The organism is Mesorhizobium sp. P3_A8, from assembly GCF_056402995.1.
This window is the reverse complement of sequence record NZ_JBFUGI010000001.1, coordinates 539922-552976: the sequence shown is the minus strand read 5'-3', so window position 1 is coordinate 552976 and position 13055 is coordinate 539922. Positions and strand designations below refer to the sequence as shown.

General features: G+C 64.6%; 12 protein-coding genes. 2 read left to right on the top strand and 10 right to left on the bottom strand.

Features of this window, described 5'->3' with window-relative positions; translation table 11 throughout:
* Positions 1 to 27 precede the first annotated feature (27 nt).
* The 6 genes from AC1DX4_RS02550 to AC1DX4_RS02525 are packed head-to-tail and all read right to left on the bottom strand — an operon-like array spanning position 28 to position 7272.
* Positions 28 to 489, bottom strand: coding sequence for a MarR family winged helix-turn-helix transcriptional regulator (locus tag AC1DX4_RS02550; protein ID WP_477218815.1), 462 nt, complete (start codon positions 487 to 489; stop codon positions 28 to 30).
* Complete coding sequence (locus AC1DX4_RS02545; protein ID WP_477218814.1) at positions 486 to 1070, bottom strand: amino acid synthesis family protein; 585 nt, start codon at positions 1068 to 1070, stop codon at positions 486 to 488. Before AC1DX4_RS02545 ends, AC1DX4_RS02550 begins: the two co-directional genes overlap by 4 nt.
* Positions 1063 to 1947 carry a UPF0280 family protein gene (locus AC1DX4_RS02540; RefSeq protein WP_477218813.1) on the bottom strand — a complete coding sequence of 295 codons (885 nt, stop codon included), beginning with the start codon at positions 1945 to 1947 and terminating at the stop codon, positions 1063 to 1065. Before AC1DX4_RS02540 ends, AC1DX4_RS02545 begins: the two co-directional genes overlap by 8 nt.
* Entirely contained in the window at positions 1947 to 3488 is a 1542-nt protein-coding gene (locus AC1DX4_RS02535; protein ID WP_477218812.1) for a 6-hydroxynicotinate reductase, read from the bottom strand. Before AC1DX4_RS02535 ends, AC1DX4_RS02540 begins: the two co-directional genes overlap by 1 nt.
* Complete coding sequence (locus tag AC1DX4_RS02530) at positions 3485 to 6319, bottom strand: molybdopterin-dependent oxidoreductase (protein WP_477218811.1); 2835 nt, start codon at positions 6317 to 6319, stop codon at positions 3485 to 3487. Before AC1DX4_RS02530 ends, AC1DX4_RS02535 begins: the two co-directional genes overlap by 4 nt.
* The gene (locus AC1DX4_RS02525) at positions 6316 to 7272 is read right to left on the bottom strand and encodes an FAD binding domain-containing protein (RefSeq protein WP_477218810.1); all 957 of its coding nucleotides are present in this window, start codon (positions 7270 to 7272) and stop codon (positions 6316 to 6318) included. The genes AC1DX4_RS02530 and AC1DX4_RS02525 overlap by 4 nt, the downstream gene beginning before the upstream one ends.
* Positions 7273 to 7450: 178 nt before the next feature.
* Between AC1DX4_RS02525 and pncA the strand changes: the two genes are divergently transcribed.
* Together pncA and AC1DX4_RS02515 are read left to right on the top strand one after the other, a co-directional pair.
* Positions 7451 to 8065, top strand: coding sequence for a bifunctional nicotinamidase/pyrazinamidase (pncA, locus tag AC1DX4_RS02520; RefSeq protein ID WP_477218809.1), 615 nt, complete (start codon positions 7451 to 7453; stop codon positions 8063 to 8065).
* 157 nt (positions 8066 to 8222) lie between these two features.
* Positions 8223 to 9665, top strand: a complete 1443-nt coding sequence (locus AC1DX4_RS02515; protein ID WP_477218808.1) for a sodium:proton antiporter — start codon at positions 8223 to 8225, stop codon at positions 9663 to 9665.
* Here AC1DX4_RS02515 and AC1DX4_RS02510 read toward each other — a convergent pair whose 3' ends face one another.
* From AC1DX4_RS02510 to AC1DX4_RS02495, 4 genes are read right to left on the bottom strand one after another with little or no spacing between them, the layout of a single operon-like run.
* A complete protein-coding gene (locus tag AC1DX4_RS02510) occupies positions 9666 to 10388 on the bottom strand; it encodes an ABC transporter ATP-binding protein (protein WP_477218807.1) in 723 nt (240 codons plus the stop codon).
* Complete coding sequence (locus tag AC1DX4_RS02505; protein ID WP_477218806.1) at positions 10385 to 11110, bottom strand: ABC transporter ATP-binding protein; 726 nt, start codon at positions 11108 to 11110, stop codon at positions 10385 to 10387. Before AC1DX4_RS02505 ends, AC1DX4_RS02510 begins: the two co-directional genes overlap by 4 nt.
* Positions 11107 to 12069, bottom strand: a complete 963-nt coding sequence (locus tag AC1DX4_RS02500) for a branched-chain amino acid ABC transporter permease (protein WP_477218805.1) — start codon at positions 12067 to 12069, stop codon at positions 11107 to 11109. The genes AC1DX4_RS02505 and AC1DX4_RS02500 overlap by 4 nt, the downstream gene beginning before the upstream one ends.
* Positions 12066 to 12947 carry a branched-chain amino acid ABC transporter permease gene (locus tag AC1DX4_RS02495; protein WP_477218804.1) on the bottom strand — a complete coding sequence of 294 codons (882 nt, stop codon included), beginning with the start codon at positions 12945 to 12947 and terminating at the stop codon, positions 12066 to 12068. The genes AC1DX4_RS02500 and AC1DX4_RS02495 overlap by 4 nt, the downstream gene beginning before the upstream one ends.
* Positions 12948 to 13055: the final 108 nt, after the last annotated feature.

Sequence of the window (13055 nt, the reverse complement as noted above, 5' to 3'; positions counted from 1 at the left end):
ATCGATACGGCAGATATCTGATAGACCTCACGCAAGCTTCGCCAGCAGCTTCGTGAAGGTGGTGATCTCCTTGGCCGAGAGCGGCGCCAGCGTTTCTCTGGTGATATCGCGCGCCAGGGGTATCAGGCGTTCGATGGCGTCGCGGCCTTCGGGGGTCAAATTGACCAGCAGCCGCCTTTTGTCGACCTCGTGCTTGGAAAGCTCGACCAGGCCGCGCGCCTTTAGGCGGTCGATGACGCCCTTCACTGTTGCCGCATCCATGGCGATCAGCGTGCCAAGCTGGTTCTGCGAGGTCTCGCCGACATCGCGCAGCTTGGCCAGTGCCGCGAATTGCGGTGGCGTCAGGTCGCCGATATGCGCGGCGAAGATCGAGACATGGCGCTGATGCGCCTTGCGCAGGATGAAGCCGACCTGCTCCTGCAGGAGATAATCCTGATCGTCCGGCGCCTCGACCTCGACCAGCTTGAGCAGATTATCCTCGCCGCTCACCGCAGCCCGTCCCAGGCCTTGATGCCGTCGGCCGCAAGGCCGCCCATGCGGTTGTGGATGCGCGGCCCGCAGGTCATGGCCAGACAAAAAAGAATCTCATCGGGGCGCGGACCATCGCTGATGCCGACTTCCATGGCGTCGAAATGGCTGCGCACATAGGCGGCGTTGATGTGGCCGAGCGGCACGTCGAGCTTCGAGCCGAAGGCGCCGACCTTCTTGGCCGAGGGAACGATCGCCTTGGCGTCGCCGAGCCGCTCACGCATGGCGTAGCCGCCCGGCACATGCCACAGCGCGCCGTGCTCCAGTTCGCCCGCAATGCCGACGATGGCGCCCTTGCCGTACCCGTCGATCTGTTTGACGTCGCCGCCGAGCGCTGCGATCAGGCGGTCGGAAAGCAGCAGGCCGAGCGGCTTCAGATCGTCCATGGCGCTCTGCAAATCCTCGACATAGCGCCCGGCGAACGGGTTCCTGACCACGGCCATGGCCGCAGCACGCCGGCGCGGCACGTCCGCGACCGGACCGCCCTCGTGAAAGATCTCTTCGCTCAGCACCGCGATCTTGCGGATCGGAAACTCAGGCATGGGCAACTTCCTCCCTCGGATTTTTGTTGGGCGCGGCAAGCGCAACCGAGCCACTGATGCGGGCCTCACCGCCAAGAAACAGCGCCGATGCGGCAATCAGGCCGCGCCGGCGAAAATCTTCGGCGACAGCAAGGCCGTTGTCCAGCGCCCGCGCCACTTCGCCAAGTGCAAGCGTGCCGACGCCTTGTGTCACCAGCCGCTCGCCGAGATCGCTGTCGGGCGACAGTTCATGTGCGGCAATGCGCCTGATTGCGGGATTGCCGGGCAGGTCTACCGCGTTGGCAATGAGCGTCGCCGCAGCATCGGCCTCGGCACCGGTCCGCGCCAGCACGGTGACGGCGTCGGCAATGCCAAGCGAGAAGGAGCGGCCGCGCCAACCGCTGGTGGCGACGCCGCCAACGCCATCTTCCGCGCGGATCGTGATCCGGTCGGCCATGCCATTGCCGGTGCCGGCCACCGCCAGACCCATCGACTGGCCCGTGCCGATATGGAGAGCGCTGTCGCCGCCATTGTTGACATAGGCGCGCTCGAGCTTGCGACCGGTAAGCAATGCGGCGAGCATTTCGTCGGCTACCGATCCGGCAACGGCGGCCATCGGTGTTATGAAGCATTCCGCCAGGGGCATGACGGCTGCTTCCATGCGGCGCGCCGTCGGGCCGGCAAAGGTGCGTGGCGCCAGGAAAAATGCCGGGAGCCGCAATTCGGGAAGCTCCTCGACCAACTCGATCAGGATCGTCTGGAAGCGTGCAATCGCCTGCTCATAGGCCAGCTGGCATTCGTGCGCCTCGCCAAAGGCCTCGACGATCAGGTCGATCGGCCCGTGGTTGAGATGCAGCCGCTTGCCGTCCTGCAGCCAATGCGCTTGCGGGCCGTCCATCATCCGGTCCCGTTTGAAGCATCGCGCCGCAACTGCGCCAGCGGCGGCCATGGATTGCTGGCCGCGGCACCGGTGCCGCTGCGTGCATTGAGGTATTCGCCGCCCTTGGCGACGATGTCCTCGACGCTGCGGATTTCGGCTTCGTAGCCGCCGAGCCTGATATAGTCGTCACGGCGCAAGGTGAATTCAATCGGCGCCACCAGCGCCGGCGTCGGCACATAGCCGAAGGCACCTTCAGGCACGCGCGTGACATCGACCATCAGCGTGATGCCGCCGCCGGGCCAGACATAGACCGGCGCGCCGCCGACCGTCACATAAGTCTTCAAGCCTTGTACTGAGCGGGTGAGGTTGACCGGGTTTTCGGTGACGCCGGCGCGCAGCGAGCCACCGGCGCCGCCGATGAACAGCACGGTGCACAAAGCCGGCTCGCAATTGTCCTCGATCAGATTGACTGACTTCTGCAGCCGCTCCGGGAACGGTTTCTCGACCGGCTTCAGCTCGTCGTCGAGCTCGTAATAGGCGAACTGCTCGCCTGTCGTCGAAACCATCAGCAGCGACAGCCCCGGCCGCGCTCCCTTCTTGGCGTTCCAGTCGCCAAGGATCGACAACGGGTCGGAAATCGAGGTGCCGCCCCAGCCGAGGCCGGGCTCGGAAACCTTGAAATAGCGGCCGGGCGTCGAACGCCGGCCGACGATTTTTATGCCCGTATCCTGCCAGCCCAAGACCTTGCCAGCCTGGTGCTCGGAAACCACGCCGGTGATGTGGTCGTCAACCACCACCACCTCGTCGACCAGCCCGCGCCATTGCGTGGCGAACATGCCGATGGTGGCCGAGCCGCAGCCGACGCGCATGCGGTGTTCCTGCTTGCCATCGATGACGGGTGGTTTGCCGGCTTCGACGATGATCGTGGCGCCGCCATCGATGATGAGTTCCACCGGCTTGCGGTTGCACAGATTGAGCAGCGCGTCGCAAGTCGCGCGGCCTTCCGACTTGGAGCCGCCGGTCAAATGATGCACACCGCCGAGCGACAGCATCTGCGAGCCATACTCGCCTGTTGTGACATGCCCGATCGCCTCGCCTTGCGAACGCACGACAGCCGTTTCCGGGCCAAGGTGACGGTCGGTGTCGATCTTCACCTTGACGCCGCAATACGAGAAAATGCCTTCGGTGACGACGGTGACGAGATCGACGCCCTCGACCTCCTGGCTGACGATGAACGGCGCCGGCTTGTAGTCGGGATAGGTGGTGCCGGCGCCGATTGCCGTGACGAAGCGACGGCCGGTGTTGACCAGTTCGCCATCCCATGCCTCGCCCTCGGCAATGAAGGGCACCATAGCCGCGCCAGTCTCGGCCGCATGGTCGAGGATGGTCAGCGGGTCCATGCGCACGATCCGGCCGCCGGTATTGCCGTAGCGGTCGCAGGCGCCGGTGCGGCCATCGGCGATGTAGCACATCACCGGGCAGGCATCGCAGCGGATCTTCTCCGCCACCAGCTTCTCGCCGGGATCATGGGTTTCGAAACGTTCGGCAAGCTCGCTCATTGGCGTGCCTCCTTTTCGCGGATGCCATCTTTTTCACGAATGCCAGCGCGGATACGCGTCGGCGTCGCCGGAACCTTGGTGACCAGGACGCCGGTGGCGTGGCGGATGGCGTTGAGGATCGCCGGCGCCGTCGGGATCAGTACATGCTCGCCCAGCCCCTTGGCGCCGAACGGCCCTTCGGGATCGGGAACCTCGACCAGAATGGTCTCGATCGGCGGCACGTCGCCGATGGTCGGGATGAGATAATCGTGCAGGTTCTCGGTGCGGCCGGGAATGTATTCTTCCATCAGCGCCATGCCGATGCCTTGGGCGATGCCGCCTTCGATCTGGCCTTCGACCAATAGCGGGTTGATCGCCTTGCCGACATCGTGCGCCGCGGTGATTTTCAGCAGCTTCACCGTGCCGAGCTTGAGATCGACCTCGAGTTCGGCGATCTGCGCGCCGTAGCCATAGAGGGCGTAGGGCTTGCCCTGGCCCTTGGCATCGAGCGGCAGCGTCGGCGGGTCGTAAGTCTCCTCGGCGCGGAAGACGAAGCCGTCGGCATCGGCGTCGAGTGAGGCGAGATCGATGCGGCGGGTGGCGTCACCCTCGCGAATGACGATCGCCGCACCGTCCAGTTGCAGGGATGCCTTGTCGGAGACATTGGCGAAGCGCAGGATCTTTTCACGCAAGGCGCGGCCGGCTTTTTCGGCCGCCTTGCCGGTGACAAAAGTCTGGCGCGAGGCCGAGGTCTTGCCGGCGTCCGGGCTGATCGCCGTATCGGCGCTCTTCAGCCGGAATCTTTCCAGCGGCAGGCCAAGTGCATCGGCGCAGATCTGGGTGATGACGGTGTTCGAACCCTGGCCGATATCGACGGCGCCCTGGTGCAGGATGACGTCACCCGAAGCCACAATGCCGACGCGGATGGTCGACGGGTTGGGCAGCGAAGTGTTGCCGCAGCCATACCAGCACGAAGCGATGCCAACGCCGCGCTTTTTGTCCACATGAGCACTGTTGAAAACGTCTGTGTCAGCCGTCGCGCGCGCCCAATGCGGCTGCAGCGCCTCAAGGCATTCGGCAATGCCGACACCGGACTCCAGCCTCTGTCCGGTGACCGTTTCGGAACCGTTCCGAAGGCAGTTTCTCAAGCGGAAGTCGAGCCGGTCGATGCCGAGCTTGTCGGCCAGCTCATCATAGAGCGTCTCCTGCATGATGGTCGCCTGTGGCACGCCGAAGCCACGGAAGGCGCCGGAGATCGGACCATGCGTGTGGATGGCGCGGCCCTCGGCGCGGTAGTTCGGCGTCGCATAGGGGCCGGATGCATGTACCGGCACGCGGTTGGCCACGGTCGGTCCCCAACTGGCATAGGCGCCGGTGTTGAAATCGCCGGCAAAGATCATGCCGGTGACATGGCCGTCGGCATCGGCGCCGATGGTCGCTTTCATTTCCGAGGGATGGCGCTTCGTGGTCGACATCATCGATTCGTTACGGGTGTAGGTGAGCGCCGCCGGCCGTCCGGTCTTCAGCGCCACGAGGCCGATCAGCGGTTGCAGCGAGACATCGAGTTTCGAGCCGAAGCCGCCGCCTGTGGCGGTCGGCACGATACGCACCCTGTCGACGGCAAGGCCGAGCACCTTCGCCGTGTCGTCGCGGTCCATGTAGGGCGCCTGGGTGCAGGCGACGACGACCAGCGTGTCGCCGTCCATATAGGCATGGCCGGCCTCCGGCTCGATATAGGCGTGCTCGACATAGGAGGTGTCGATGGCGCCGGAAACCGTGATGGCGGCGGCAGCAAGCGCCGCCTCGGGATCGCCGCGTTCGACAAAACCGGAGGTCAGCAGGTTCGAAGGGCGATTTGCATGGATCAGCGCGGCGCCGTCAGCCTGGGCTTCGGCAGGCTGGAGAAAATGCGGCAGTTCGGTCCAGCGGATCGGAAAATCCGACAAATCGAGATCGAGCATCGCCTCGCGCTCGCCGGCGACCAGCGCCACCGCTTCGCCGCGCAGGCGCGCAAAGCCTTCGGCGAGCGCCGGCTGGTCGGCGAAAGGGCCGATGACGCCAAAACAGTTCTTTCCCGGAATATCGGCTGCCGTGAAGACACCGACGATACCGGGACGCGCCTTGGCCCAGCCGTCGAGATCACCAAAGGCGAAGCTGGCGTGATAATGCGGCGAGCGGATCACCAGCACCGCAAGCGCATCGGCGGGGAAGGAATCGCCGCCGAATTTCTCAGCGCCGGTGACCTTCGGCACGCCGTCGAGCCTGACGGGTGACGCGCCAACGGCGTGGCCGGACTGGGGCAGGCAGAAATCGAGGCTGGCTGCCTGCAAGGAGGCCTCCATCACCGCCGCGATGATCTTCCGGTAGCCGGTGCAGCGGCACAAAATACCGCCCAGCGCATCCTGCACCTCGGTCTCGGTGGGTCTCGGTTTGGTGTCCAACAGCGCTGTTGCCGCGACCAGCAGCGCCGGCGTGCAGATGCCGCATTGCGCCGCGCCATGGGCGAGAAAGGAGGCCTGCAACGCTGAAAGCCGGTCATTGGCAAGCCCCTCGACTGTCGTCACCGATGCGCCGGCGGCCGAGGCCGCCGACATCAGGCAGGCGCAGACGGGGTCGCCGTCGACCAGCACCGTGCAGGCGCCGCAATCACCGGCGTCGCAGCCGACCTTGGTGCCGGTGAGTTGCAATTCATCGCGCAGCACCTGGGACAGCCGGCGCAGCGGTGGCACATTGACCGAGACGGCTGCGCCATTGACCGCGAAGGCGATATCGGCGCGTTCAAGGCCGAGGCCAAGTTGGACACCGCTCGGATAGAGCAGAGCTTCACTGACTTCAGGCAGAACCTGGCTCATGCTGCCACCATATGGTCGTTCATCGGTCCGGCGGCCATCAATACGGCCCGGGCAACAATCTCGCGCACCGCATCCAGCCGGTATTCGGCGCTGCCGCGAACATCGGCGATCGGCGACAGCTCGGTCATCGGCGCGGACTGAACCGCAGCCGCGAGCCCGCCATCTGCCGGCAACCCGCGTATCGCGGCCTCGACACCGGCAAGCCGTTTGGCGACAGCCGAACACGATCCCACGGCAATCGCTGCTTCAATGACAGTGCCGTTTTCCACGACCAGACGGGCCGCCACCATGGCGATGGAAATGACGAGATAGCGCCGGGCGCCGAGCTTGACGAAAGCGGACGTGCCGCTGGCGGCAGGTTTTGGCACACGGATAGCCGTGACCATTTCACCTGGCTGCAAGGCCGTGCGGCGATTGCCGAGAATGAAATCCGGCAAGGGCAGATGGCGCGTCGTCGTTGCCGAGCGCAGTTCGACCTCGGCATCAAGGATAAGCAGGCCCGGCACACCGTCGGCGGCTGGCGAGGCGTTGCAGAGATTGCCGGCGACGGAAGCGACATTCTGGATCTGCGGCGAACCCACCTCGCGCGCCGACTGCTTCAGCGCGTCGAAGGCGGGAGGCAAGGGGTGGCGGATGATGTCGGTCCATGTCGTGCGCGCGCCGATGACGAAATGGTCATCCGTCTCGGCGATGCCGCGCAGCGCCGCGAGGCCATTGATGTCGAGGACATTGTCGCGGAACGGCTTCGCGCCCTGCGCCGGATAGAAATCCGTGCCGCCGGCAAGCATGCGCCAGGCGCCCTCGCCAAGCAGCGCGAGCGCCTCGTCGACCGTGGTGGGTTTCGCGTAACGGATCACGCTTTGCCTTCCCAGAGATGGGGCCTTCCCCTGAATTGGCCCACCCAGGGCGTTTACCCCGGGATTGTCTTGCCGGTTTTGAAACCGGAAATTCATTCGTATGCAAATGATATCAAGCCGGCAGAAATTGTCAAAGCCAGAGTTTGCCGCAACTACACCGCCACGCATTTGTTATACCGCCAGAGGTTGACGCAGCCGGCCATCTGGTCAAGTTTCTGCCTCCGGTCGCGTTCGCGGCATTTCCACTGGAGCATGACATAGAAGAGGGAAGCCCATGGCCGACGAAGCGCTTGTTGTCATCGACCTGCAGAACGACTTTTGCCCGGGCGGCGCGTTGGCCGTGACCGGCGGCGACGAGATCGTGCCGCTGGTCAACGATATGATCCGCCACGCCGACCATATCGTGCTGACGCAGGACTGGCACCCCGCCGGCCATTCCAGCTTTGCCTCCAGCCATCCGGGTGCGCAGCCTTTCACGATGATCGAAATGCCCTATGGCCAGCAGACATTGTGGCCGGATCATTGCATCCAGGGCAGCCTCGGCTCGGATTTTCATTCCGGCCTTGCCTGGACCAAGGCCGAACTGGTCATCCGCAAGGGATTTCGCCCCGCCATCGACAGCTATTCGGCCTTCTTCGAGAACGACCATTCGACGTCGACCGGCCTCGGTGGCTATCTCAGGGAGCGCGGCATCGACACCATCACCCTGGTCGGCCTGGCGACCGATTTCTGCGTCGGTTTTTCGGCGCTGGACGCCGTCAGCCAGGGGTTCAAAACCACCGTCCGGCTCGATGCCTGCCGTGGCATCGACCTCAACGGCTCGCTCGATGCCATGCTGCAGCGCATGCGCGAAGCCGGCGTGACGCTTGAAGACCATCTGTCGGACTGATCCGTCCTTTGGGAAAGAACCCCCTCACCCGGATTGCCAACCGAATTGCGAAAAGCAATTCGGGGCAATCCGACCTCTCCCCGAGGGGAGAGGAGATGGCGAGCGCTGACGCCAGTCTCTTCTCCCCTCGGGGAGAAGGTGGCCGTGTAGCGGCCGGATGAGGGGGCCTTTTTCATATTCGCTCCCCCTGCGCGCGGCATGCGTCGTGGCCGTCGCTATGCTGGTCCCGGGAGCAGCCTTCGCGGCCGAGGAACACGCGCTGCCCGGAGCCTCGATGTCTCTATGGTGGGCGCTGCCCTTTGCCGGCCTGCTGCTGTCAATCGCCACCGGCCCGCTGCTGTTTCCCCACGTCTGGGAGCATCACTACGGCAAGATCGCGGCCCTTTGGGCGGCGCTGGTGATCGTGCCGCTGGCGCTCGCCTTCGGTGTCCCCTCGGCGACCGAGGCGGTGCTGCATGCGCTGCTCACCGAGTACATGTCGTTCATCATCCTGCTGTTTGCGCTGTTCACCATTTCGGGCGGCATCCTGGTCGCCGGCAACATCCACGGCACTCCGCTGGTCAATGCCGGGCTGCTGCTGGTCGGCGCGCTGCTTGCCTCGGTCATCGGCACGACCGGCGCCTCGATGATCCTGATCCGGCCGATCATCCGCGCCAACGACAACAGGCCGTTCAACGCCCATGTCGTCATCTTCTTCATCTTCCTGGTGTCCAACATCGGCGGCTCGCTGACGCCTTTGGGTGACCCGCCGCTGTTCGTCGGCTTCCTGCGCGGCGTCGACTTCTTCTGGACGACCGCGAACCTCTGGCACGAGACGCTGTTCGTTGGCGGCCTGGTGCTTGCGGCGTTCCTGGCGATCGACATCATCCTGCACCGGCGCGAAAACGGCGCGCCGAAGATCAAGGATCCGACGCCGGATTCGAAAATACGCATCCGCGGCCTGCCCAACGTTCCGCTGCTGGCCGGCGTCATCGGCGCCATCCTGCTGTCGGCGACATGGAAGCCGGAGGTCAGCGTCTCCATTCAAGGCGTGACCCTCGAATTGCAGAACCTGGTGCGCGATGCCGTCATCCTGGCGCTGGCCTTCGTTTCGCTGGCGATTTCCAGCCGGGAGTACCGCGAAGCGAACGGCTTCAACTGGGGACCGATCGCGGAAGTGGCAAAATTGTTTGCCGGCATCTTCATCTGCATCGTGCCGGTCATCGCCATCCTGAGGGCCGGTCATGACGGCGCGCTGGCGCCGCTGGTCGCGCTCGTCACCTCAGCGCAAGGCACACCCAACGACCTCGCCTATTTCTGGCTGACCGGGGCGCTGTCGTCTTTCCTCGACAACGCGCCGACCTATCTGGTGTTCTTCGAGCTGGCCGGCGGCGATCCACACCACCTGATGACGGAGTTTGCCTCGACGCTTGCCGCGATCTCGGCGGGCGCCGTGTTCATGGGCGCCAACACCTATATCGGCAATGCGCCCAACTTCATGGTCTATGCCATCGCCCGGCAGCGCGGCGTCGAGATGCCCGGCTTCTTCGGCTATATGCTGTGGTCCGGACTGGTGCTGATCCCGACCTTCTTGATCGCGGGCTTTCTGTTTTTCGGCTGATCAGCCGACGCCGACATAGCGCCTGACCGCCGATGGATCGGCGCGCAATTCCTCGACATCCACCGTTTCGCGGTTGCGGCCGTTCTCAATGAACGAGACCCGGTCGGCGACCGACAGCACCGCGTCGACGCGCTGTTCGACCAGGATGGTCGAGACGCCCATGTCGCGCAGCTTCGCCACCGTCTCGCGGATTTTTGCGATCATCGACGGCATCAGACCTTCGGTCGGCTCGTCGAGCAGCAGCACTTGCGGTTCGAGGCAGAGAGCGCGCGCCATGGCCAGCATCTGCTGCTCGCCGCCCGACAATGTGCCCGAGCGCTGCCGCAGCCGCTGGCGCAGCAATGGGAAGAGGTCGAGCACGGTTTCCCGTGTCGTCTTGCCCTTGCCGCGCGCCATCAGCCCGATCTCGATGTTTTCGGCCACAGTCATCTCGGCGAACAGCCGCCTGCCCTGCGGCACATAGGCGACGCCGGCCTTCGGCACCTCATGCGCCGGCAGGCCGGTCAGTTCCTGGCCGGCGAGTTTGATCGAGCCGGCACTTGAGGGAACCAGGCCCATGATCGCCTTCAGCGTCGTCGTCTTGCCGGCGCCGTTGCGGCCGAACAGGCACAGCACCTCGCCCTTGTTCAGCACGAGGTCGAGCCCGTACAGCACTTGGACCTCGCCATAGAAGCATTCCAGTCCCGCGATCCGCAATGCTTCCGCCTTGTTCGTCTCAATCATGGGGCGGTCCCCAGATAGGCTTCCTGCACCGCCGCGTTTTCGCGGATCGCCTCGGGCGTGCCTTCAGCCAGGATCTTGCCGGCATTGAAGACGGTGATGCGGTCGGCTAGCTGCATGACGACAGGCATGTTGTGCTCGATCAGGAGCACGGTGGCGTTTTTCGCGATCTCGCGCACCAAGGTGATGAAATTGTCGATCTCAGAGTCGGCCAGGCCTTGCGTCGGCTCGTCGAGGATCAAAAGGCGTGGCTTCAGCGCCAGGCCCATCGCCACCTCCAGCAGACGCTGGTGGCCATAGGACAATTGCCCCGCCGGCATATGGGCGCGATCGGCTAATCCCGTGCGTTCGAGCGCTGTCATGACGCCGGCCCTGACCGCGCCTTTCGAGCGGCCATCGCTCAGTGTCCGTTGCACCGGCAGCGCGACGTTCTCGTAGGCGCTGAGATTGGCGAAGACACTGGTGATCTGGAAGGTGTAGGCGATGCCCTGGCGCACCCGGATATACGCCGGCAGGCCGGTAATGTCGGCGCCGTCGAAGACGATCGCACCCGAAGAGGGCTGGATGCGGCCGCTGACCAGGCTGACGAAGGTCGTCTTCCCCGCCCCGTTGGGACCGATGACAGCGCGGATCTCACCGGGCATCAAGGTGAAGTCGACGCCATCGACGGCGCGCAGGCCGCCGAAATTGCGTGACAGGCCCTTTGTGGTCAAAAGCGGCGTCATGGCAGCCACCCGAGCCAGCGCTGGCGAATGGTGCCAAGAATGCCTTTGGGGAAAAACAGCACCAGCAGGATCAGCGCAACGCCGACGATCAGCAGATAGGCCGATGTGTAGCCGCTGGTGACGTCGATGACATAGTACATGAAGACCGTGCCGATCAGCGGCCCGAGCGTTGTGGCAGCACCCCCGAGCAAGACCCAGAGCAGCGGCAGGATCGAATATTGCACCGATGCGAAGCTCGATCCGACATAGCCGAACAGCAGCGCATAGGCGGCACCCGACGCCGCACAGATCGTACCGGAGACGACCACGGCTATGAGCTTGTTGGAGAAGGTGTCGTAGCCCAGCATCTTCGTCCTCTCTTCGTTCTCACGAATGGCGACCAGCACGCGGCCATAGCGGGAGCGCACGATCGCCAGTGTGATCAGCAGCACGATCGAGAACAGCGCCAGCGCGCTCATGTAGCGCACGGTCGGATTGGTGAGATCGAGCGAGGCCGCACCGAAAGTGAGAACGCGCGCCGGCTGCGGCACAACCTGACCCTGATCGCCGCCGGTCCAGGCCGCGAAATAGAGGATCAGGAGATAAAACACCTGCGCGAACATCATGGTGACGATCATGAAGGCGACGCCCGTGGTGCGCAGCGCCAGCAGGCCGATCACCAGCGCCAGCACCGCGCCGCAGGCAATCCCGCTGAGGAAGGCCAGTGGCACACCCCAACCAAGCTGGATGATGGCAAGGCCGGCGCCGTAGAGCCCGGCGCCGAAGAACATGGCATGGCCGAGGCTGAGCAGGCCGACATAGCCAAACAGCATGTTGTAACCCATGGCGAACACTGCCAGCACCATGATGCGGGCGAGCAGGCCGTGATAGTAATCCGGCAGCAGGAAGCTCAGCACGAAGAGCAGGGCGATGACGCCGAGATGCAGCGCATAGGCCTTTGCCGGCGAAGCTTCGCTCATCGCGACGCCGTCCCGAACAGGCCTTGCGGCCGGAACACCAGCACCATGGCGACCAGCAGCGTGGCGATGATCTTGGCCAAGGTCGGCGAGAAGAACATCGAGATGATGCCGTCCGACATGCCGATCAGCACGGCGGCACCGACCGTGCCGCGCAGCGAGCCGAGACCGCCAATGATGACGACGATGAAGGACAGCAGCAGCGGATCCTGTCCCATCAGATAATGCGCCTGGCTGATCGGCACGATCAACACCGCGGCGATCGCCGCCAGCATGGCGCCAAGCGCGAAGACGCCGCCATAGACGCGGCCGACCGGGATGCCGAAGGCCTGCGCCGTCTCGCTGTCATATTGCGTGGCGCGCATGACGAGGCCGATCTTCGTGCGCGTCAGCACCAGCCATGTCGCGATCAGGAGAAGCGCGGAAGCGGCAATGATCGACAGCTTGTAGCCGGAATAGCCGAACCACGGCAAAAGGATGCGGTAGTTGAACGGCGGCTCGACGGGCCGCGCTTCCGGACCATAGAAGGTCAGCGCCAATTGCTGGATGATGTAGAGCATGCCGATGGTGGCAACGATGGTGGCTTCCGGATTGTAATTCAGCCGACGCAGCACCAACCGCTCGGCGACCAGCGCGATGGCGCCGACGATCAGCGGCGCGATCACCAGTGCCGCCAGGAAGCCGAGCGCCGGATGGCCGCCGATCGCCGTGGTGATCGCCCAGGCGAGCACGGCACCCAGCATGAAGAACTCGCCATGCGCGACATTGACAACCCGCATGACGCCGAACACCAGCGACAGCCCCAGCGCCGTCAGCGCCAGCACGGCTGAGGTGACGAGGCCTTCGAGGGCGGCAAGGAGGAGGTGAGGTCCGAAGTGCATCGGCTAGGCACCGAGGGATGCGCGAGGCACCCCCCTTGCGGGGGGTGAGAAGTGGTCCGCGTAGCGGACGGAAAGCCAATTGCTTGGCTTTCCGAACGACGAACGCCC